This window comes from Oricola nitratireducens (genome assembly GCF_014904745.1).
Classification (GTDB): Bacteria; Pseudomonadota; Alphaproteobacteria; order Rhizobiales; family Rhizobiaceae; genus Oricola; species Oricola nitratireducens.
The window spans coordinates 1-18,178 of record NZ_JACZCS010000039.1 but is presented as its reverse complement, the minus strand read 5'-3'; the positions used below and the strand labels follow the sequence as shown (position 1 = coordinate 18,178).

The 18,178-nt window shown below is 62.2% G+C and carries 20 protein-coding genes; 13 read left to right on the top strand and 7 right to left on the bottom strand.

The genetic code is table 11. From position 1 onward, the window contains the following. Nucleotides 1-2: 2 nt before the first annotated feature. The 3 genes from IG169_RS17970 to IG169_RS17960 all read right to left on the bottom strand — a co-directional run bounded on the left by IG169_RS17970 (nucleotide 3) and on the right by IG169_RS17960 (nucleotide 2,504). The gene (locus IG169_RS17970) at nucleotides 3-743 is read right to left on the bottom strand and encodes a GGDEF domain-containing protein (RefSeq protein ID WP_193177624.1); all 741 of its coding nucleotides are present in this window, start codon (nucleotides 741-743) and stop codon (nucleotides 3-5) included. Between the two features lie 144 nt (nucleotides 744-887). Beyond that, nucleotides 888-2,087 carry a sensor domain-containing phosphodiesterase gene (locus IG169_RS17965; RefSeq protein WP_193177729.1) on the bottom strand — a complete coding sequence of 400 codons (1,200 nt, stop codon included), beginning with the start codon at nucleotides 2,085-2,087 and terminating at the stop codon, nucleotides 888-890. Nucleotides 2,088-2,282: 195 nt separating this feature from the next. After that, nucleotides 2,283-2,504 (bottom strand): hypothetical protein, encoded by a 222-nt coding sequence (locus IG169_RS17960; protein WP_193177623.1) that lies wholly within the window; start codon nucleotides 2,502-2,504, stop codon nucleotides 2,283-2,285. A gap of 273 nt (nucleotides 2,505-2,777) precedes the next feature. Between IG169_RS17960 and IG169_RS17955 the strand changes: the two genes are divergently transcribed. From IG169_RS17955 to IG169_RS17940, 4 genes are all read left to right on the top strand, one after another. Continuing rightward, on the top strand, nucleotides 2,778-4,244 hold the full coding sequence (locus IG169_RS17955; RefSeq protein ID WP_193177622.1) for a cryptochrome/photolyase family protein: 1,467 nt from the start codon (nucleotides 2,778-2,780) through the stop codon (nucleotides 4,242-4,244). After that, on the top strand, nucleotides 4,241-5,614 hold the full coding sequence (locus IG169_RS17950; RefSeq protein ID WP_343225673.1) for an NAD(P)/FAD-dependent oxidoreductase: 1,374 nt from the start codon (nucleotides 4,241-4,243) through the stop codon (nucleotides 5,612-5,614). The genes IG169_RS17955 and IG169_RS17950 overlap by 4 nt, the downstream gene beginning before the upstream one ends. Nucleotides 5,615-5,616: 2 nt before the next feature. Further along, on the top strand, nucleotides 5,617-6,453 hold the full coding sequence (locus IG169_RS17945; protein WP_428982263.1) for a DUF1365 domain-containing protein: 837 nt from the start codon (nucleotides 5,617-5,619) through the stop codon (nucleotides 6,451-6,453). Nucleotides 6,454-6,531: 78 nt separating this feature from the next. Next, nucleotides 6,532-7,764, top strand: a complete 1,233-nt coding sequence (locus tag IG169_RS17940; RefSeq protein ID WP_193177726.1) for an SAM-dependent methyltransferase — start codon at nucleotides 6,532-6,534, stop codon at nucleotides 7,762-7,764. Nucleotides 7,765-7,799: 35 nt separating this feature from the next. Here IG169_RS17940 and IG169_RS17935 read toward each other — a convergent pair whose 3' ends face one another. Further along, a complete protein-coding gene (locus IG169_RS17935) occupies nucleotides 7,800-8,957 on the bottom strand; it encodes an AAA family ATPase (protein ID WP_193177620.1) in 1,158 nt (385 codons plus the stop codon). A gap of 118 nt (nucleotides 8,958-9,075) precedes the next feature. Here IG169_RS17935 and IG169_RS17930 point away from each other — a divergent pair, with 118 nt between their 5' ends. Continuing rightward, nucleotides 9,076-9,342: a hypothetical protein gene (locus IG169_RS17930; RefSeq protein WP_193177619.1), complete on the top strand. Its 267-nt coding sequence runs from the start codon at nucleotides 9,076-9,078 to the stop codon at nucleotides 9,340-9,342. 414 nt (nucleotides 9,343-9,756) lie between these two features. On the opposite strand, the gene IG169_RS17925 is transcribed toward IG169_RS17930, so the two are convergent. Further along, nucleotides 9,757-10,590, bottom strand: a complete 834-nt coding sequence (locus IG169_RS17925; RefSeq protein ID WP_193177618.1) for an SDR family NAD(P)-dependent oxidoreductase — start codon at nucleotides 10,588-10,590, stop codon at nucleotides 9,757-9,759. Nucleotides 10,591-10,669: 79 nt separating this feature from the next. Further along, nucleotides 10,670-11,329, bottom strand: a complete 660-nt coding sequence (locus IG169_RS17920) for a ChrR family anti-sigma-E factor (RefSeq protein WP_193177617.1) — start codon at nucleotides 11,327-11,329, stop codon at nucleotides 10,670-10,672. A 213-nt stretch (nucleotides 11,330-11,542) separates the two neighbouring features. On the opposite strand from IG169_RS17920, the gene IG169_RS17915 reads away from it, so the two are divergent. The 8 genes from IG169_RS17915 (at nucleotide 11,543) to IG169_RS17880 (ending at nucleotide 17,260) form a co-directional block, all read left to right on the top strand. Next, complete coding sequence (locus tag IG169_RS17915; protein WP_193177616.1) at nucleotides 11,543-12,577, top strand: cysteine synthase A; 1,035 nt, start codon at nucleotides 11,543-11,545, stop codon at nucleotides 12,575-12,577. Further along, a complete protein-coding gene (locus IG169_RS17910) occupies nucleotides 12,577-13,323 on the top strand; it encodes an alanyl-tRNA editing protein (RefSeq protein ID WP_193177615.1) in 747 nt (248 codons plus the stop codon). The genes IG169_RS17915 and IG169_RS17910 overlap by 1 nt, the downstream gene beginning before the upstream one ends. Nucleotides 13,324-13,592: 269 nt before the next feature. Continuing rightward, complete coding sequence (locus IG169_RS17905) at nucleotides 13,593-13,928, top strand: hypothetical protein (protein WP_193177614.1); 336 nt, start codon at nucleotides 13,593-13,595, stop codon at nucleotides 13,926-13,928. 127 nt (nucleotides 13,929-14,055) lie between these two features. After that, nucleotides 14,056-14,532 carry a GFA family protein gene (locus IG169_RS17900; RefSeq protein WP_193177613.1) on the top strand — a complete coding sequence of 159 codons (477 nt, stop codon included), beginning with the start codon at nucleotides 14,056-14,058 and terminating at the stop codon, nucleotides 14,530-14,532. An 86-nt stretch (nucleotides 14,533-14,618) separates the two neighbouring features. After that, nucleotides 14,619-15,476, top strand: coding sequence for a 3-mercaptopyruvate sulfurtransferase (sseA, locus tag IG169_RS17895; protein ID WP_193177612.1), 858 nt, complete (start codon nucleotides 14,619-14,621; stop codon nucleotides 15,474-15,476). 5 nt (nucleotides 15,477-15,481) lie between these two features. Beyond that, a complete protein-coding gene (locus IG169_RS17890) occupies nucleotides 15,482-16,048 on the top strand; it encodes a GNAT family N-acetyltransferase (protein ID WP_193177611.1) in 567 nt (188 codons plus the stop codon). A gap of 74 nt (nucleotides 16,049-16,122) precedes the next feature. Next, a complete protein-coding gene (locus IG169_RS17885; protein ID WP_193177610.1) occupies nucleotides 16,123-16,698 on the top strand; it encodes an OmpA family protein in 576 nt (191 codons plus the stop codon). A 112-nt stretch (nucleotides 16,699-16,810) separates the two neighbouring features. Further along, the gene (locus IG169_RS17880; protein WP_246717438.1) at nucleotides 16,811-17,260 is read left to right on the top strand and encodes a DUF1203 domain-containing protein; all 450 of its coding nucleotides are present in this window, start codon (nucleotides 16,811-16,813) and stop codon (nucleotides 17,258-17,260) included. 21 nt (nucleotides 17,261-17,281) lie between these two features. Here IG169_RS17880 and IG169_RS17875 read toward each other — a convergent pair whose 3' ends face one another. Then, complete coding sequence (locus tag IG169_RS17875) at nucleotides 17,282-17,932, bottom strand: PadR family transcriptional regulator (RefSeq protein WP_193177608.1); 651 nt, start codon at nucleotides 17,930-17,932, stop codon at nucleotides 17,282-17,284. Nucleotides 17,933-18,178: the final 246 nt, after the last annotated feature.

The window sequence follows — 18,178 nt, the reverse complement described above, 5'->3', positions numbered from 1 at the left end:
GCCTAGTGGCGCATCGGGCCGTCCACGCGCAGGGCGATGCGAGCAATGTTCATCGCCGGGAGGCCGACCTCCTCGTCGGGGAAAAGCCGCTCCTCGGCCTGCCTGAACATGTCGGTAAAGCCGAGCTGGTCTGCAAACACGACGCCGGCGACGCGCACCGAGATTGCATCGGCCGATCCTGCCGGACCGAAATAGACGTCGCGCACATTCGCCGATATGCGTTCCGCTACCTCGGTGGCCTCGGCCTCGCCGGCTCCGGGAAGAAACAGCCCGAACATCGTGGCGCCGATCCGGCCGACAATATCGGTCGCGCGCACCGACGACCTGATCGCCACGGCGATCAGCGTCAGCGCATCGTCTCCCGCTTCCAGGCCATGGCGCTTGTTGATGATATGCAGGCCGTCGGCATGTACGATAAGGAATGCGCCCGACGGATTGTCCGACGGCAAGATAGCCGCGCGCCGGTCGACGACTTGCGAAAAGGCGCCGGGCGCATAGAAATCGGTCAGCCGGTCATGTGACGCAGCGCGGTCCAGCTCCCGTTGACGATCCGAGAGCCGTTTACGCAATCCCGCATATGCCGTCAGCAACGGAAGCGAAATGCAGACCGGCAGGATGACGGCGCTGACTATGCTGCGCCCGAACGACGTGAGCGCAGGAACATATAACAGGAGGGCGTTGACGAAGATCGAAAGCAACAGGCTGGCGAAAACGCCCGTGACGACGAGCCAGACATTTTGCATCCGTGAAACCGCAGGATCGAACACGTGCAAAGCTCCCTCACCGTCTCGAATCATGTGCCGACAGCTTAGGCTTGCGGGCATGTAAAACCGGTTTCGCAAATACCTAGAATGCGACCGACCACACCCGGCAAACCGGACCGGCTTTCACGCCGCCATGCTTTCCGCATCCGGCAATTCGCCCGGATATCCGAGCAGATAGCCCTGCCCCATTTCAACGCCTAACGCCTTGAGCGTGCTTTTTTCCCGCACGGTCTCGATTCCTTCCGCGATAACCATAGCACCGGTTTCATGCGCATAGGACATAATACCGGTGGTTAATGCGCGCCGACCCGGATCGTTGTCGACATGCCGCGTCAGGTTGATGTCGAGTTTGATGATGTCGGGGCGCAGTTGAAGGATGTGGCGAAAACTCGAATATCCTGCACCTGCATCGTCGACCGCGATCCGTACGCCTCCGGCGATCAGCGGAGCCAGCGTATCGCGCAAGGCGCTATAATCGTCGACAGGCGTATGTTCCGTGAGTTCCAGGACCAGCCTTTCGAGCGGCGTTCCGGTGAGCAGGTCCGCCAACCGGCCGCTCGACACCGTTTCCGGAGACACATTCAGCGTCAGAAACAGGTCCGCCGGCGCCTTGTCGATGAATTCGAGCGCCTTGCCCAGGACGGCCAGTTCCAGATCGCGGCCGAGCCCGGCCGCCATGGCATCCCTGAACCATGCGTCCGGCGGGCGGTAGGGCAGCGGTTCGAAACGGCACAGCGCCTCGAACCCGGCCGTCATCATGGTCTTGAGATCCACGATCGGCTGATAGGCGATCGAGAATTCGCTGCCCTTCAGGATGCTGCGGACGCTGTTCGCCTTCAGTTCCTGTTCGCTGCGCTCTTCGATCTCGCGATTGACCTGGCGCGAAACCAGTTCCGCGAACATGCGCATCGTCTCAAGGTCCCGCGGATTGAGCGAATCGTGGGGCGATTGGCTCAGGCAGCAGACCATCCCGTACGGTTCCCCGTTCCGGCGCTTGACCGGGATGGCGATATGCGAGCCGATTTGCAGCGTCTCGGTGATCGCCATCGACCGGGCATGCCGGTTCTTCGATGTATCCGGAATGAGATCGGGAAGCCGGCCTTCGAGAATATGGGTGCAATAGGTCTCTTCCAGCAGGTGGGCATCGCCGACGTCGATGACATGCGTCATGCCCGGCGCGTCGACGCAGCGGAACACTGCTTTTCCGTCCACGAATTCGGAAAGATAGGCAGCTTCCATGCCGCGATGTTTGCGAATTGCTTCGAGTGCTTGTTGAACGAGATCTGACTCGGCCACTTCAGTCGACAGCCGTTCGCCGATCATTGTTTTAGACAAGGCCATCATCATCCAACCTGAGCGCGAAGCGTTTGACCGAACAACATTTCGACTTCGGCCCGAAGAAATTCTTCTTCGCTCACAGGCTAGTGACAATTCCTAAAACCAACTTAAAGGCGAACGGCAAGTTGTCGCCCGTGGAAACTGCGGATTTGTTTATCGAGATATTCTTGCAGTCCGCACCTAATGCGGGAGGCGTCCCGTCAGCGGGTCCCTGCCGATGAAAGCATCGGCCCGCGTCGTCTCGATCCGGGCCTGCGCGAGGCTCAACAGCGCGTTCGCAACTTCATCGTCGCCCCAGCCCGCCGCCACCGCTCGTTCCGCAAGCGCTTCGAAATCGGCCTCAATTGAGGATTCGCAATCGAGGTCGCGATCATCGGTCATGTCTGAGGAACGGAAGTCCATCTGAATATCCCCGAAATTTCGGCGCGAGCGGCCGGTACGATTGACGCGGGTAACTTACCGGAATCGGTACACAAATGTGGTTAAGGAAGCCTTACGGCATCAATGTGGCCGGCGTAAAATCACATTTGAACAAAGGATCGTGACGCGTCTTTCAAACCGTGACGTGCCACCGCGCGCGAAACTTCCGGTTTTGTCACCCAATTCGGTCTTGCCGCTGATCCAACGCGGCACGAACGGCGTAACACCCTCCACGACCGAATTAGAAATGGACCGATGCAAGACCACCCGCCTGCCCGCCTTCCCGAAGCCCCCGTCATCGTCTGGTTCCGCAGCGATTTGAGGACCCGCGACAACCTCGCATTGCTGGCGGCTGCCGAAAGCGGCAATCCGGTCATCCCGCTCTTCGTCCTCGAGGACGACAAGCGCACGATCCCGCTCGGCGGCGCCCAGCGCTGGTGGCTGCACAATTCGCTCGGCCGGCTTGCCGAAAGCCTCGACCGTCTTGGCGCGCGCCTCGTCCTGAAACGCGGCGACCCGCTGCACATTCTTGAAACGCTGATCGCGGACACCGGGGCGAAAGCGGTCCTGTGGAACCGCCGCCATGCACCGGCGCAGATGCGACGTGATGCGGCGATCAAGGCGGGTTTGCGCGTCAATGGCACAACGGTCGAAAGCTTCTCCGGCCAGCTTCTGCACGAACCGACGCGCATGAAGACCGGCTCCGGCGGCCCCTACCGTGTTTACACGCCGTTCTGGCGCGCCTTCTCCGAGACCCACCATCCCCGCCCTCCTGCCGATGCGCCGGAAAGACTCGTTGCGTTTGACCGTGCGATCGATAGCGAGGCGCTCGGCGACTGGACGCTGTTGCCGGCACGCCCGGACTGGGCCGGCGGCATCGCGGCGGAATGGACGCCCGGCGAAGCTGGCGCGCGCGCCCGTCTCGGCCGTTTCCATGAGGAAGCGCTGTCCGGCTACGCGGAGAAGCGCGATTTTCCCGGCGGCGTTTACACCTCGAAACTGTCGCCGCATCTGGCCTTCGGCGAAATCACCCCGTTCCAGATCTGGCACGCGACGGAAGCCGTCCGCGAGGCCGCGCCCGCGCGCGACCTGACGACTTTCCGCAAGGAGCTTGTCTGGCGCGAGTTCTCGTATCACCTGCTGGTCAATTTCCCCGGCCTGCCCTGCGAAAACTACAATGCCGGTTTTGACAATTTCCCGTGGCGCGCGCCCGGCCCCAACCTCGAAACATGGCAGCGTGGAAAGACCGGCTATCCGATCGTCGACGCCGGCATGCGCGAGCTCTGGCAGACCGGCTGGATGCACAATCGCGTGCGTATGGTCGTCGGCTCCTTTCTCGTCAAGCACCTGCTGATCGACTGGCGTCATGGCGAGGCATGGTTCCGCGACACGCTCGTCGATGCCGATCCGGCCTCCAACACGGCGAGCTGGCAATGGATCGCCGGATCGGGCGCCGATGCTGCGCCCTATTTCCGCATCTTCAATCCGATCCTGCAGGGCGAGAAATTCGATCCCCGCGGCGCCTATGTCCGCCATTTCGTGCCCGAACTCTCGAACCTGCCGGACAAATACCTGCACAAGCCGTGGGCAGCGCCAGTATCCGTCCTCGAAAACGCCGGGGTGAAACTCGGCGAGACCTATCCTCGTCCTGTTGTCGAACACCAGGGCGCGCGCGATCGCGCCTTGGCCGCATACCAGCAAATGAAAGGGAAAGCCGCGTGACCGTGAATTTCGTCCCGCCCGTCGCATCGCAGCGGGTTCATCGAAACAAAAAAATCGCCGTCATCGGCAGCGGCATTTCCGGCATTTCGGCCGCTTGGTCGCTTTCCATGCGCCACGACGTGACGCTCTACGAAGCCGACAACCGGCCGGGCGGCCATACCTGCACGGTCGACGTCGATTACGATGGCACGCCGGTCGCCGTCGATGTCGGCTTCATCGTCTTCAACGAGCGCAACTACCCAAACCTGTCGGCCCTCTTCCGCCATCTCGGCGTCAAAAGCGAAGAATCCAACATGAGCTTCGCGCTTTCGCTCGACCGCGGAGGGCGCGAATGGTGCGGCCAGAACCTGCTCAGCCTGTTCGCACAGAAGAGCAACCTGTTCTCGCCGTCCTTCTGGTGGATGCTGAAGGAGATCCTGCGCTTCAACCGCCAGTGCCTCGCCGACCGGCAGGCCGGCCTGCTCGACCGCGTCACGATCGGAGACTATCTGGCGCTTCGGGGGTTCTCCGCGCGGTTTCGCGATGACTACCTGATCCCGATGGCCGCCGCGATCTGGTCGACGCCGCGCGTGCGCATGCTGGAGTTCCCGGCCCGTTCCTTCGTCAATTTCTTCGAGAACCACCGCCTGCTCGAGGTCGTTCCGCCGGTGTGGCAAACCGTCTCCGGCGGTTCGCGCACCTATCTGAACCGGATGCTCGCCGGCTTCGACGGCCGCCTGCTGACCGGCACTCCGGTCCGCTCCGTTCAACGCGTCGCCGGCGGTGTCGCGGTGACCGATGAAACCGGCGCGACCGAAATCTACGACGATGTCGTGCTCGCCTCGCACACCGACCAGAGCCTCGCCATGCGCGGGCATGACGCAGCGGACGACGAGCGGTCGGTCCTGCAGGCAATCCCCTACAAGCCGAACCGGGTTGTACTCCACCGAGATCCGTCCTTCATGCCGCGACGCAAGGCCGCCTGGGCCGCCTGGAACTATCTGCGTGACGCGAGGGACGGCGAGGACAGCGACATCTGTGTAACCTACTGGATGAACCGGCTGCAGAACATCGATCCCGCAAAACCGCTCTTCGTCACGCTCAACCCGCCGCGCGACCCCGCGCCCGGTTCGGTCTTCGGCGAATGGAGCTTCGACCATCCGCAATACGACGCCGCAGCCTTCGACGCCCAACTGCGCCTCAACCGTATCCAGGGACGCGGCGGCATCTGGTATGCGGGCGCCTGGACCGGCTACGGCTTCCATGAGGACGGGCTGCGCTCCGGCCTGGACGTCGCCGTGGCGCTCGGCGGCGTTGTGCCCTGGCGTCCGGAAACAACGATAGCACCACCGCACGACATGGCGCTGCCGCTTGTCGAGGCAGCGGAATGACGATGAGTTCGCAAGACAAGCCGCCGTTTCCGCCCGTCGGCGACGCGGCAAGGCTCTATCCGGGCAAGGTCATGCACGCCCGACTGATGCCCTTCGGCCATCGCTTCACCTATCGCGTCTTCTCGCTGCTGATCGATCTCGACCGCCTCGGCGAGGCTGGCCGGCTTTCGCGTATTTTCGCAGTAAACCGGTCCGCGCCTGTGTCGTTCCACGAGACCGATCACCTCGACAAACATTCGAGCGCCCCGACGCTGCGCGCCTACGCCGATGAACTCGTGGCCAACGCCGGTTTGCCGCGACCGGCAAGCGTGCAGCTTCTGTGCTACCCGCGCATCCTCGGCTACGTCTTCAATCCGCTTTCGGTTTATTATTGCCGTGACGAAAACGGCGCGCTGTCGGCACTGATCTACGAGGTGCGCAACACCTTCGGCGAGCGCCACACCTATGTCTGCCCCGTCGAGGACGGCCAGATGAGCGAAGCCGGCCTCCGTCAGGAACGCACAAAGATTTTCTACGTCTCGCCCTTCATCGACCTCGGCGCGCGCTACCATTTCCGTATGCTGCCGCCCGGCGACACGGTGCGCATGCGCATTCTCGAAACCGAGAACGGCAAGCCTCTACTCTCTGCGACTTTCGCCGGCGAGGCGAAGGCGCTTACCTCCGCCAACCTTCTCGCATTGCTCGCCCGTCTGCCCTTCATGACGATAAAGGTGATGGCCGGCATCCATTGGGAAGCGCTGAAGCTCTGGCTCAAGGGCGCAAAGTTCCATTCGCGCGGAAAACCGCCCGCACCCGCAAGCTATGGCAACACGCAAAACGCGCTGGAACCGGCCGAATAATCCGGATACCCTTGAATAATGAGCGCTGATTACGACCTGATCAACGGATCCGCCTCAAGGGGACGGACTGCTGACGAAATGATTTCGAAAGCGGTGCATCTGACACCGCAGAACATCCGCCGCAGCCTTCGGGGGATCCCGCTGAAGGCCAAACTGGCTCTGCGCGCCGCTACCCGGCTGCCGCATGGCTCGCTGACGATCCAGTTGCCCGACAAGCGCGTCATCAAGGTCGGCGGCAACAGCCCGGGGCCCGAGGCGGTGCTGATCCTGCACAACTGGAACCTGCCGAGGCGCGCGATCTCCGAGGCCACCATCGGCGTCGGAGAAAGTTATATGGACGGCGACTGGGAAAGCCCCGATGTCACCGCATTCCTCGAATTGTTCGTTGCCAACGAGACACTGGGCTACCAGATCGTGCGCGCGAACCACGTCTTCCGGATGTTCAACGCGCTCCGCCACTGGCTGAACCGCAACACCAAAACCAACGCGAAAAAGAATATTTCCGCCCATTACGATCTCGGCAACGAGTTCTATGCGCGCTGGCTCGATCCGAGCATGACCTATTCCTCGGCGCTTTTCGCCGACGGCGCAAACGACCTGGAATCCGCCCAGGCCGCCAAATATCGCGCTTTGGCGAAGGCGACTGGCATCGGCCCCAACGACCACGTGCTGGAGATCGGCTGCGGCTGGGGCGGTTTTGCCGAATTCGCCGCCCGCGAGATCGGCTGCCGCGTCACCGGCCTGACGATCAGCCGCGAACAGCTCGATTTCGCGCGCGAGCGAATCCGCCGCGCCGGCCTGTCCGACAGGGTCACGCTGAAATTCCAGGATTACCGCGACGAGCGCGAGACTTATGACCGCGCCGTCTCGATCGAGATGTTCGAGGCCGTCGGCGAACGCTACTGGCCGGCCTATTTCTCCAAGGTCCGCGACGTCCTGAAACCCGGCGGCCGGGCGGGCTTGCAGATCATCACCATCAATGAACGCGCCTTCCCGGAATACCGCGCGAACCCGGATTTCATCCAGCGCTACATCTTCCCGGGCGGCATGCTCCCGACGCCGGAGATCCTCGACACGCTGACCTCCCGGCAGGGCCTGGAAAAGGCCGGCGAGCGCATCTTCCCGCAGGACTACGCGCGCACGCTGAAACTGTGGCGGGAACGCTTCCGGGACGCATGGGACGAGATCGCGCCGCTCGGTTTCGACGACCGGTTCAAGCGCATGTGGGAATTCTATTTCCACTATTGCGAGGCGGGCTTCCGCGACGAATTCATCGACGTACGCCAGATTGTCTACACGCGCCCGGCCTGAGGTCGACACGCAGCCCGCGCCGCGTCACATCCTGATCATCTTTTTGGCCAGTTCCACGGTACATCATCTTCGCTGTCCACGACCGTTTCGCCGAGCTCTTTCCTGAGTTCGTAGCAGGCGGTCTGCGGTTGTCCGCGAAGGGTGTCGATCAGGACGCCCGAATGCGAGACCACGATAACCTGCGACCGCTCCGCGGCCTTGGCTATCAGTCGGGACAGCGGCGGAAGAAGAGACGGATGCAGACTGGTCTCGGGTTCGTTCAGCACCAGGAGCGGCGGCGCTCTGGGCGTCAGCAATGCAACCACCAGCAACAGATACCGCAATGTCCCGTCTGACAATTCCGCCGTTCGCAGCGGCCGTAGCAATCCGTGTTGCTCCATCTCCAGCTCGAACATTCCGTCCTTCATGGACAAACCGACGGAACTGCCCGGAAACGCATCCTCGATTGCCGCGGCAAGCGCTTCCGGGTCGCCGATCTCCCGGATGGTCTGGAACGCGGCCGCCAGGTCCGCGCCGTCGGAAGAGAGTGTCGGTGTCCGCGTGCCGATTTGGGGAAAGCGCGACGGCGCATCGCGATCCGTCCGCAGGTGATCGTAGAACCGCCAGTTGCGCATCCTCTCCCGGATCGCAAGCAACTCCGGCGCGCCCTGCGGATCGGCGGCATGCGTCATCATGCTGTCAAACCCCGCAAGCTTGCTCGTGACCGTTTCGCGCGCGCCCTTTTCCGACAGAATCTGCACCAGAGAGCCTGTCCGGCTGGCTATTTCGTTCGATCGCCGCAGGCTTTCGCCAACCCAGAGTGCTTCGGCCTTGATTTCCGGATCGTGATTGAATGCGGACTCATTATCCGGCACCGGCAGGCCGAGATCGATCGCGTAGCCGTAGTCCTCGCCGGCAAATCCCAGCTTGAGGCTCACGCTTCCGCGTCTCCTCGTACCCTGAACCGGCATCTCCCCGGACTTCATCGCGCGGGAAAAGGTTTCTGGTCCCGCCCAGAGGGTCGACTGCAATCCGCCTTCCTTGGCCAGCGCGCCGATGACCCGGCCTTGGGCGACATCGGCCAGCAGCCGGATCGCGCGGTAGAGACTCGACTTCCCGCTGCCATTGGCACCGGTAATCAGCGTCAACCGGTCCAGCGGTAGGACCAGTTCGCGGATGGAGCGATATCCCGATATCGACAAGGTGATGATCATCTTCGATCTTCCGTCGCCCGACTGTTATGCAACAAAAGGTAATTGCGTTCGCGCTGCAATCGGGTGCCACATATGAGGACCGCGACGAAGCGTATAAAAGCAGAAAGGGCAATGAAATATGATGACGGAAGAAATTCTTGAAAAAATGTGTGAAGAAAAATCAAAACCAAGATTTGATATAATACCAGCGGATGAGAAGAGGATGGGGCATTTGTTGATTGAAGGTGACTGTGTGGCAATTAGAAATATGGGAATATTATTAATTGCCCTTGCCGAAGAATCTGATGGTGAGGATTTTGGCTTTTCGCTCGCACCAGACGGTGCTGGCAGCGCCTGTATTTCAAAAAATTCAAACTATGGATTGTATATAAATATAAAAGAATAGAAAATATGAGATGGCGATATAATTGTTTTTCTGGTTACAAAGCGTTACAAGAATGCCCGGACAATACAAGCATTTCGATTTAACCGCATCTCAGCCAGAACTGATGATATTGGCCCGATTGAGGCATGAGGGGATGGCATGTCGCGATGAGAGCGAGATATTCGGGTCGATCAATTCCTCTGACGACTATTGGTATCGGATAGCGAACATCCTCCAGATCCAATTCGATCCTGGGCCGGACGGAACGGAACACATCGTAAGAGAAATAAGCAATGCACGATCCGTGCGCGCGCAAGAACGGTGCCGGAGGGGGCTCGCCATCGGTTCGGCTCTCTCGGCATGGAGCTATAACACGACGGATATGCTTTACGCCGTGCAAGGCGCGAAATCCGGTAGACCGGCAAAATCCTGGATCTAGTTGGACCGCACATTCACAGGCGTCGTGCCGCGAAAGTCGAGCGGGCGCGTGCGCCAGCCGGTCAGCCGTTTCATGCAGGCGAAATAGAGCGGATGCGGCAGCAGCCGCAGGATCTTGAGCGCATAGGTGAAGCGTCGCGGAAACGTGATCTCGAAACCGCCGTCCTCGATGCCCGCAATCATCGCGTCCACCGCCTTTTCCACCGGCATCAGCGCCGGCATCTCGAAATCGTTCTTCTCGGTGGCCGGCGTATCGATGAACCCCGGATTCACCACTTGGGTGCGGATGTTCATCTTCTCGAAGTCGAAGGAGAGCGATTCCGCCATGTTGTTGAGCGCGGCCTTGGTGGCGCCATAGGCGGACGCCGCCGGAAGGCCCGTATAGCCGCTGACCGAGCCGACGAACACGACATGGCCGCGCCCGTTCGCCTTCATGCGCTCGACCACCGGGCCGAGACCGTGCAGCGTACCGAAGACGTTGACCTCGAAGGTCGTCAGGAAATCGTCGATCGAGATCGCCTCGCCATGCGTCGGCAGGTAGAGCCCGGCATTGAAGACGGCGAGCCGGATCGGCCCCATCAGGGTTTCGATCTCGCCGACGGTTCCGTGCATGGCGTCCCGGTCGGTGACATCGCAGGGAAACGCCCGGATGGCGCCGCTCATGCGCTCGCTTTCGGCGGCGAGCCGGTCGAGACTGTCGGAAGCGCGTGCCGTCGCCGCGACGACATAGCCGCGATGCGCCAGCTGCAGCGCCAGCGCGCGGCCGATCCCGCTGCTTGCCCCGGTGATCCACACGACGCCGTCTCCGGCGTGCGCCCGATAGAGCGGCATGACAACTCCTTCGAAAACTGGCTTCCTGCGGGTACTACGCACCGCAAGCCGTTTCGGTTTCCCGATTTGGCGGGGAAATTCAGTTCGCGCCGAAAATATCCGCGATGCGCCTGTGCAGCGGCCCCGTCAGCCGCAGCGCCCCGTCGGTCACCGCAAATGCGATACAGGGGCGTTCCGTCTCGGCGATCGGGCGGTGATCCGTCGTCTCGTCGGCGATCGAGATGTCGCCGCGCCCGAACCGGCCCTTGCTGTCGCTGAACGCGCCGTCGATGACCAGCGTCAGTTCCATGCCCTCATGGGTATGCGACGGCATCTTGCGTCCCGGCTTGATCCACAGCATCGACACGTGACATCCGTCTACGTCGCCCATCTCGTATTCCTTGTAGCCGGGCATTTTCGTCTTCCACGGGATCGTATCGACCGTGTGGCCGATAAAATCGTGCAGCGCGCGCGGCATGATCGAGGAGCCGGCCTGCGCCGTTTCGGAGCCCGGAAGGATGATTTCGTCGCTGTGCGAACTGAAGATAGCGTCCAGCAGCGCGTCGCGACCGGAAAGCACCACCGGCGTTTCATCTTCCAGCGCGTCGCCTGCGAGAGCTTCGAGCGCACGCACCAGCACGCGGCTCGACGGCGACATTTCCAGATGCGCGGCGACAAGCACCTCCACCGGTTTCGGCAGGGTTCCCGCAGCGTAGCGCGCCAGCAGCGCGTCCATGTTTTCTATTTTGTTTTCTGTCATTCCAACATTCAGACTGACGGCGGAATTCTTCCGATTGCATTCAATGCCATTGATACGCCGGCCCGCGCAATCCGGATCACCGGCGAAACGGTTCCGAAGAAACTTTTATGCCGGCAAGAAAATCCCGGTTTGCGCCACGATTGAGCATGACTTGTGCCTTGAAGCGCGGAATTCGAGACCATAGTGTCGCGCAAAACCATTTAGGGACCAACTATGCACGACTCGGTGATCGACGTCATCGGCAACACGCCACTTATCAAACTCAGGCGCGCGTCGGAGGAAACCGGCTGCACCATTCTCGGCAAGGCGGAATTCCTCAATCCCGGCCAGTCCGTGAAGGATCGCGCCGCGCTGTTCATTATCCGCGACGCCGAGAAGAAAGGCCTCCTCAAACCCGGCGGCGTCATCGTCGAGGGCACGGCCGGCAATACCGGCATCGGTCTCGCGATGGTCGCACGCGCGCTGGGCTATCGCTCCGTGATCGTCATCCCGGAGACGCAGTCGCAGGAAAAGAAGGATGCGCTGCGCCTTTTCGGCGCCGAACTGGTCGAGGTTCCGGCCGCCCCCTACCGCAATCCGAACAACTATGTCCGCGTTTCCGGCCGGCTCGCCGAGCAGATCGCCAAAACCGATCCGAACGGCGCGGTCTGGGCGAACCAGTTCGACAATGTCGTCAATCGCCAGGCGCATGTCGAAACCACCGCGCCGGAAATCTGGCGCGACACCGGCGGCAAGGTCGACGGCTTCATCTGCGCGGTCGGCTCCGGCGGCACGCTCGCCGGCGTCGCCGAGGGTCTGCGCGCGAAAAATCCGGGTATCAGGATCGGCCTCGCCGATCCGATGGGTGCCGCGCTCTACTCCTGGTACACGACCGGCGAGTTCAAGTCGGAAGGCTCCTCGATCACCGAGGGCATCGGCCAGGGCCGCATCACCGCCAACCTGGAAGGCTTCACGCCCGATTTCGCTTGCCAGATCCACGACGACGAGGCCCTGAAGATCGTCTTCGCGCTGGCGCAGGAGGAAGGCATGGTGATGGGCGGCTCGACCGGCATCAACATCGCCGGCGCGATCCGACTGGCAAAGGAGCTCGGCCCGGGCCACACCATCGTCACCGTGCTCTGCGACTACGGCAACCGCTACCAGTCGAAACTGTTCAATCCGGAATTCCTGCGCTCCAAGGGCCTCCCCGTCCCCGAATGGATCGAGAAGAAAACCGAAATCGACGTGCCCTATGAGGAAGTTGCCTGATGGCTTATCCGGTAAAGGCTCTTTTCCGCGACGACGCCTATCTGTCGGTCGCCGAGGGAAACGTCACCGCCATAAACGACCGCGGCGGCATCATCCTCGACCAGACCTGCTTTTACGCCACCTCGGGCGGCCAGCCGGGCGACACCGGCTTTTTCGAGCGCGCCGACGGATCGAGGATCGAAATCGCGGCGACCGTCTGCGGCGAGACCAAGGACGAGATCATCCACGTCCCCGCCCCGAACCAGCGGATGCCGGAAATCGGCGAGAAGCTGACGCTGCATATCGACTGGGACCGCCGCTACAAGCTGATGCGCATGCACACCGCCTGCCACCTGCTGACCGTGGTTTGTCCCTATCCGATCACCGGCGCGTCGGTCGGCGAGGAAGAGAGCCGGGTCGATTTCGACATTCCGGAACTCGACGGCGACAAGGCCTCGATCAGCGCCGAGCTGATGCGCCTCGTCGAGGAAAACCATCCGATCTATACCGAAACGATCTCCGACGAAGACCTCGCCGCCAATCCCGGCCTCGTCAAGTCGAAGAATGTCCGTCCGCCGTCGGGCACCGGCGAAATCCGGCTCGTCTGTATCGGCGAAAACGGCGCGGTCGACAGCCAGCCCTGCGGCGGCACCCATGTCACCGAGACGAAGGAAGTCGGCGACATCCATATCGGCAAGATCGAGAAGAAGGGCCGCGAGAACCGCCGCTTCCGCATTCGCTTCGGCCCGCTGCCGGCCAGCGGCTGATCGCCGCCAATCATCCGGAAACACAGCCGGCAACGGCCGGGATCCGGTCCGAAACTGTAATGTTTTTGTAATTTTTCTCGTTAGCGCCAATCCGCCGGACGGAATTAACCGCCAGGCAACGGATTCGCTCCCAGCGTGATTTCGTTGCGCCGGGAGATGAAAAGCCGGGCAACCGCCTTTAGGGCGATTTCCATTGCAGCCGATTACCGGCTCGCATTTCCGTTCGCGCCTCACGGCATGATGCCTGCCGGCCGGGCCTGGAGTACAAAATGATATCCATATCCGGCAGCTTGGCTGCCGCACCCGCGCAAATGGGCCTGGCAAAGCCACCGGCGGCACCCGCCGATGACAAACCCAGGACGGCCGCTCCCGCGGCAACCGCGCCGGTCGACACGTCGTCCGGCCCCGAGACTTCGAGCCGGGTCGGAGCATATCTCGCTCTCGACATGGCCCCGTCCTCGACCGGGCGTGCCGATTCCGACGGAGAGACCGGTCCCGATAATGATGGCGATGCCGACGACGCCGGTGCGCCGCCGGCAGCGTCGGGCAATCCCGGTGTCGAGTTCGATGAGGCAGGCACCTATTCGCCAGCCGCATCGAACTGAGAATGCACATGAACTCAGCGAAAGGGCCGGTCATCACCGGCCCTTTTTTGTTGCCAAATCCCCGTTTACAGTCCCACAGACCGATCCGGCCGGCGGTGACGGAACGTGACAGGAGCCACATACAGCGATGAAACTCGATGGATCATGCCATTGCGGCGCGGTACGCTTTTCCTGCGACAGCCCGCATCCCGTCCCCTATCAGCGTTGCTACTGCTCGATCTGCCGCAAGACGGCGGGCGGTGGCGGATACGCGATCAACATCATGGGCTGGACGGAATCGCTCGCAATCGAGGGCGAGGAAAACATCTCGGTGTTCCACGCCACCATGGAGGACGGCCACCTCTCTTCCGGCGAACGGCGCTTCTGCAGCAAATGCGGCAGCGCACTCTGGGTCTATGACGATGCCTGGCCGGAACTGATCCATCCCTTCGCCTCGGTCATCGATACCGATTTGCCGGTGCCAAGCGAATCCACCCACCTGATGCTCGACTTCAAGGCCAGTTGGGTCGAGCCGCAGATCGGCCCGAACGACAGGACCTTCCCGCGCTACCCGGACGAATCCATCGCCGACTGGCACAAGCGCACCGGCAATGTGCGCGATTAGCGCCTGCTCTCTTGCGCTGACGAAATGACTCCTGTCTTTAGGACGAAGGTCGGCGCGATGCCGCCGAATTGCAGAGGGATTCGTCCGTGAGCGAAAAAAGTCCGTTTGTCGTGTCGCCCGAGTGGCTCGTAAGGCATCTGAAGGACCCGGGCCTCTCCATCGTCGACGCTTCCTGGTACCTGCCCGCCCAGAATCGGGATCCGCGCGCCGAATACAACGCCGCCCACATCCCGGGCGCCGTCTTCTTCGACCAGGACGCGGTCGTCGATCCCGACAGCGACCTGCCGCATACCCTGCCCTCGCCGCGGGTCTTCGAACAGCATGTCAGCGCGATGGGAATCGCGCGCGACGACACCATCGTCGTCTATGACGCACTCGGCATGTTCACAGCGCCCAGGGTCTGGTGGATGTTCCGCGTCATGGGCGCCGACAAGGTCTTCCTCCTCGACGGTGGTTTCGACAACTGGAAGAAGAACGGCCATATCGTCACCGACCGGCCGACCAAGATCGCCTCGACCGCCTTCCTGCCGAAATTCGATGCCTCGAAGGTCGCCTCCTTTGCCGACCTGCGGAAAATCGTCGAGGACCACTCCGCCCAGATTGCCGACGCGCGGTCGGCCGGACGCTTCACCGGCGCCGAGGCGGAACCGCGCGCCGGCATGCGTTCGGGCCACATGCCGGGCGCCCGCAACGCGCCCACCTTCACTTTTTCGGACGACGGATACCTGAAGGACCTCGACGGCCTACGCGATGCGCTGGAAGACGCCGGCATCGATCCGGCGAAGCCCGTCGTGACTACATGCGGCTCCGGCGTCACCGCGGCGGTCATCTCGCTCGCCTTGCAGTCGCTGGGCAGCAGCGATCACCGGCTCTATGACGGCTCCTGGTCGGAATGGGGTTCGCGCGACGACACGCCGGTCGAGACCGGCCCGGCAAGGGACTGATCATAATGGCCGCACGCCCGAAAGCGCTCGACGCCATCATAACCTGGCTGGAGATGACGGTACCGCCGGCAAAGCGCTATCAACTGCCGCTCGGCGTCAACGCGGCGATCCTGCACGCTGAAAAGCCGCAATTGTCGTTTTACCGCTTCCTGCAGTTTCAGGTCGGATATCCGTGGAACTGGGAAACGCGCCTGCGCCTGGACGACCAGACGCTCGCCGCCGCCATCCACGCCGACACGACCGAAATCTACGTGCTCTATCTCGATGGCGCGCCCGCCGGTTTCTACGAGGTCAACCGCGCCGATCCGGCCGTTTCCGATCTCGCCTTTTTCGGCCTGATGCCGCACGCCGCGGGGCGCGGGATCGGCCGCTGGTTCCTGTCCCGGGCCATCGAGGCTTGCTGGGCGAGCGAGCCCGAACGGGTCACGGTCAACACCTGCACCCTCGACCATCCGGCGGCCCTGTCGCTCTACCAGAAGCTCGGTTTCCAACCCTGCAACCAGACGCCCGGCAAGGTGCGGCCGTTGACGAAAGCGGATCTGCACCGCCTTGCCGAACAGGGCATAAGCTGAACGTCCCGTTCAGTGGCGGTTCATTTGCCCGGCGTTACCTCTGCCGCACGACAATCTTCGCCAAGGAGCGCGCCATGAACCGCCGTCATTTCCTTACAGCTGTTGCCGCCATTGGCGCCACGGCCATGATCCCCGCCCTGCCCGGCGCCGCGCTCGCGCAGCAGACGCCGAACGCCACCAGGATCCAGCGCCAGCTCGAAGCCGCGCCGCGCAAGCGCATCCCCCCGAACGCCCGCGTGACGATCCAGCAGCTCAAGCGCGATCCGCGCCTGCGCCGCCAGGCGCCGTCGATCGAGATCCAGTCGATCAATTTCGCGTTCGGCTCCGCCTCCATTCCGGCAAGCCAGCGCTGGAAGATCGAGCAGATCGCCATCGCCATGAACCGCATCCTGCACCGCAATCCTCGCGAGGTCTTCCTGATCGAGGGCCACACCGACGCCGTCGGCTCGCGCGGCAGCAACCAGATCCTGTCGGAGCGCCGCGCCGCCTCCGTCGCCCGCGATCTCGCGCGCTATTTCGGCGTACCGAGCCGGGCGCTGGAGACGATCGGATATGGCGAGGATTACCTCCTCGTGCCGACGCCTTACGAGGAATGGCGCAACCGCCGCGTGACTTTGCGCCGTGTCACCGATTTCGTGACACGGTACTAAGCCGGACATGTGCATGAATCGGGTGGCGGGCAACCGTCGCCTGGCCTAACCCTGCCCTCCATCGAAATCACCGACGATGGAGTTCCCGATGCCCGGCATCCGGTTTGTACCGATGGAAACCGAAACCGCGCGATCCCTGCAGCGCGGCGGACCGGACGCCTATGGCCTCGCGCCCGAAATCGCCGTATCGGACGGCGACGGCATGCCGTGCCGGCATTGCATGGAAAACATAGGCGCGGGCGAGGACTATCTGATCCTCGCCTACCGCCCCTTCCCCCGCAACCAGGCCTTCGCGGAAACCGGACCGGTCTTCCTGCATGCGCGCGAATGCGACGCGCCGGCGCCCGGTCCGGACGTCCCCGAAATCCTCACGCTTTCGCCGAACTATCTCTTGCGCGGCTACGGCGTCGACGACCGCATTGTCTACGGTTTCGGCAAGGTGGTCCCGCAGGATCAGCTTGCCGCCTATGCCCGGGACCTCTTTCGGAACCCGGCGATCGCCTATGTCCATGTCCGCTCGGCGACCAACAATTGCTATCAGGCGCGCATCGAACGCGCCTGACGGCGCTCGTCCGGCCTGGTCCTAGTCGATCTCGAGATCGTCGGCGATGCCGAGCACCAGCCGGACGATCTCGCTGGACTTCGCCTCGTCCTTCACGATTTTGCGGGCGATCGTCTCGCGCAGATGCAGCAGCGCGGTATCGATGCTGCGCGGCAGGTCCGGACCCCGGTCACGCTCTTCGTGCCGCTCGCGGCGGCGCTGCATGCGCTCGCCGATCGCGTCCAGCTTGTCGAAGATCTTGCCGATCAGCGGCCGGTTCTCTTCGAGATAGGCCTTTCCCTCGTCGGTTATGGCGTAGAGCCTCTTGTTGCCGTCTTCTTGGGCGCGCACATATCCCGCCTCTTCCAGATAGGTCAGCGTCGGATAGACGACGCCCGGGCTCGGCGCGTAGAAGCCCGCGGTCATGTCCTCGATCTGCTTGATCAGGTCGTAGCCGTGCCGCGGTTCGTTCTCGACCAAGGCGAGAATGACCAGCCTGAGGTCGCCCCGGATCAGCAGCCGGCCGATCCGCCCGCCGTCATCGTCCCCGAAACCGCGCCCGCCGCGATGGCCGCCGCGTCCGTGCCCGCGGCCCGGGCCTCCGCGCATCGCGAAAATCTCTTCGGCAGCCCACTGGCCGCGCGGTCCGCAGGAATGTCCGTTGCGAAACGATCCTCTTGTATGTCCAAACATGGTTTTCTCCGTTGTATAACGTTTTCGATATATCGATAAATACGCTCGCTTACGGAATTTGTCCAGATACAGATATATCTATAGATAGCACGATACGTGATGAATCATTTTGTCAGGAATTTCAGTTATTTGCCATATAGATCGTGGATATTCCCGCCGCCGAGGTTGGGAGATGTCCGAGAAAAAGAAATGAAAAACATATCGAAATGTCGGTAGACAGAGCCGCCGCAAACGAAAAACGGGCGC

Bases quoted from the DNA above. Each gene is read 5' to 3' on its own strand.
- IG169_RS17970 (WP_193177624.1), bottom strand. From the start codon at position 743: ATGCAAAATGTCTGGCTCGTCGTCACGGGCGTTTTCGCCAGCCTGTTG.
- IG169_RS17965 (WP_193177729.1), bottom strand. From the start codon at position 2,087: ATGATCGGCGAACGGCTGTCGACTGAAGTGGCCGAGTCAGATCTCGTT.
- IG169_RS17960 (WP_193177623.1), bottom strand. From the start codon at position 2,504: ATGGACTTCCGTTCCTCAGACATGACCGATGATCGCGACCTCGATTGC.
- IG169_RS17955 (WP_193177622.1), top strand. From the start codon at position 2,778: ATGCAAGACCACCCGCCTGCCCGCCTTCCCGAAGCCCCCGTCATCGTC.
- IG169_RS17945 (WP_428982263.1), top strand. From the start codon at position 5,617: ATGAGTTCGCAAGACAAGCCGCCGTTTCCGCCCGTCGGCGACGCGGCA.
- IG169_RS17940 (WP_193177726.1), top strand. From the start codon at position 6,532: ATGATTTCGAAAGCGGTGCATCTGACACCGCAGAACATCCGCCGCAGC.
- IG169_RS17935 (WP_193177620.1), bottom strand. From the start codon at position 8,957: ATGATCATCACCTTGTCGATATCGGGATATCGCTCCATCCGCGAACTG.
- IG169_RS17930 (WP_193177619.1), top strand. From the start codon at position 9,076: ATGATGACGGAAGAAATTCTTGAAAAAATGTGTGAAGAAAAATCAAAA.
- IG169_RS17925 (WP_193177618.1), bottom strand. From the start codon at position 10,590: ATGCCGCTCTATCGGGCGCACGCCGGAGACGGCGTCGTGTGGATCACC.
- IG169_RS17920 (WP_193177617.1), bottom strand. From the start codon at position 11,329: ATGACAGAAAACAAAATAGAAAACATGGACGCGCTGCTGGCGCGCTAC.
- IG169_RS17915 (WP_193177616.1), top strand. From the start codon at position 11,543: ATGCACGACTCGGTGATCGACGTCATCGGCAACACGCCACTTATCAAA.
- IG169_RS17910 (WP_193177615.1), top strand. From the start codon at position 12,577: ATGGCTTATCCGGTAAAGGCTCTTTTCCGCGACGACGCCTATCTGTCG.
- IG169_RS17905 (WP_193177614.1), top strand. From the start codon at position 13,593: ATGATATCCATATCCGGCAGCTTGGCTGCCGCACCCGCGCAAATGGGC.
- IG169_RS17900 (WP_193177613.1), top strand. From the start codon at position 14,056: ATGAAACTCGATGGATCATGCCATTGCGGCGCGGTACGCTTTTCCTGC.
- IG169_RS17890 (WP_193177611.1), top strand. From the start codon at position 15,482: ATGGCCGCACGCCCGAAAGCGCTCGACGCCATCATAACCTGGCTGGAG.
- IG169_RS17885 (WP_193177610.1), top strand. From the start codon at position 16,123: ATGAACCGCCGTCATTTCCTTACAGCTGTTGCCGCCATTGGCGCCACG.
- IG169_RS17880 (WP_246717438.1), top strand. From the start codon at position 16,811: ATGGAAACCGAAACCGCGCGATCCCTGCAGCGCGGCGGACCGGACGCC.
- IG169_RS17875 (WP_193177608.1), bottom strand. From the start codon at position 17,932: ATGTTTGGACATACAAGAGGATCGTTTCGCAACGGACATTCCTGCGGA.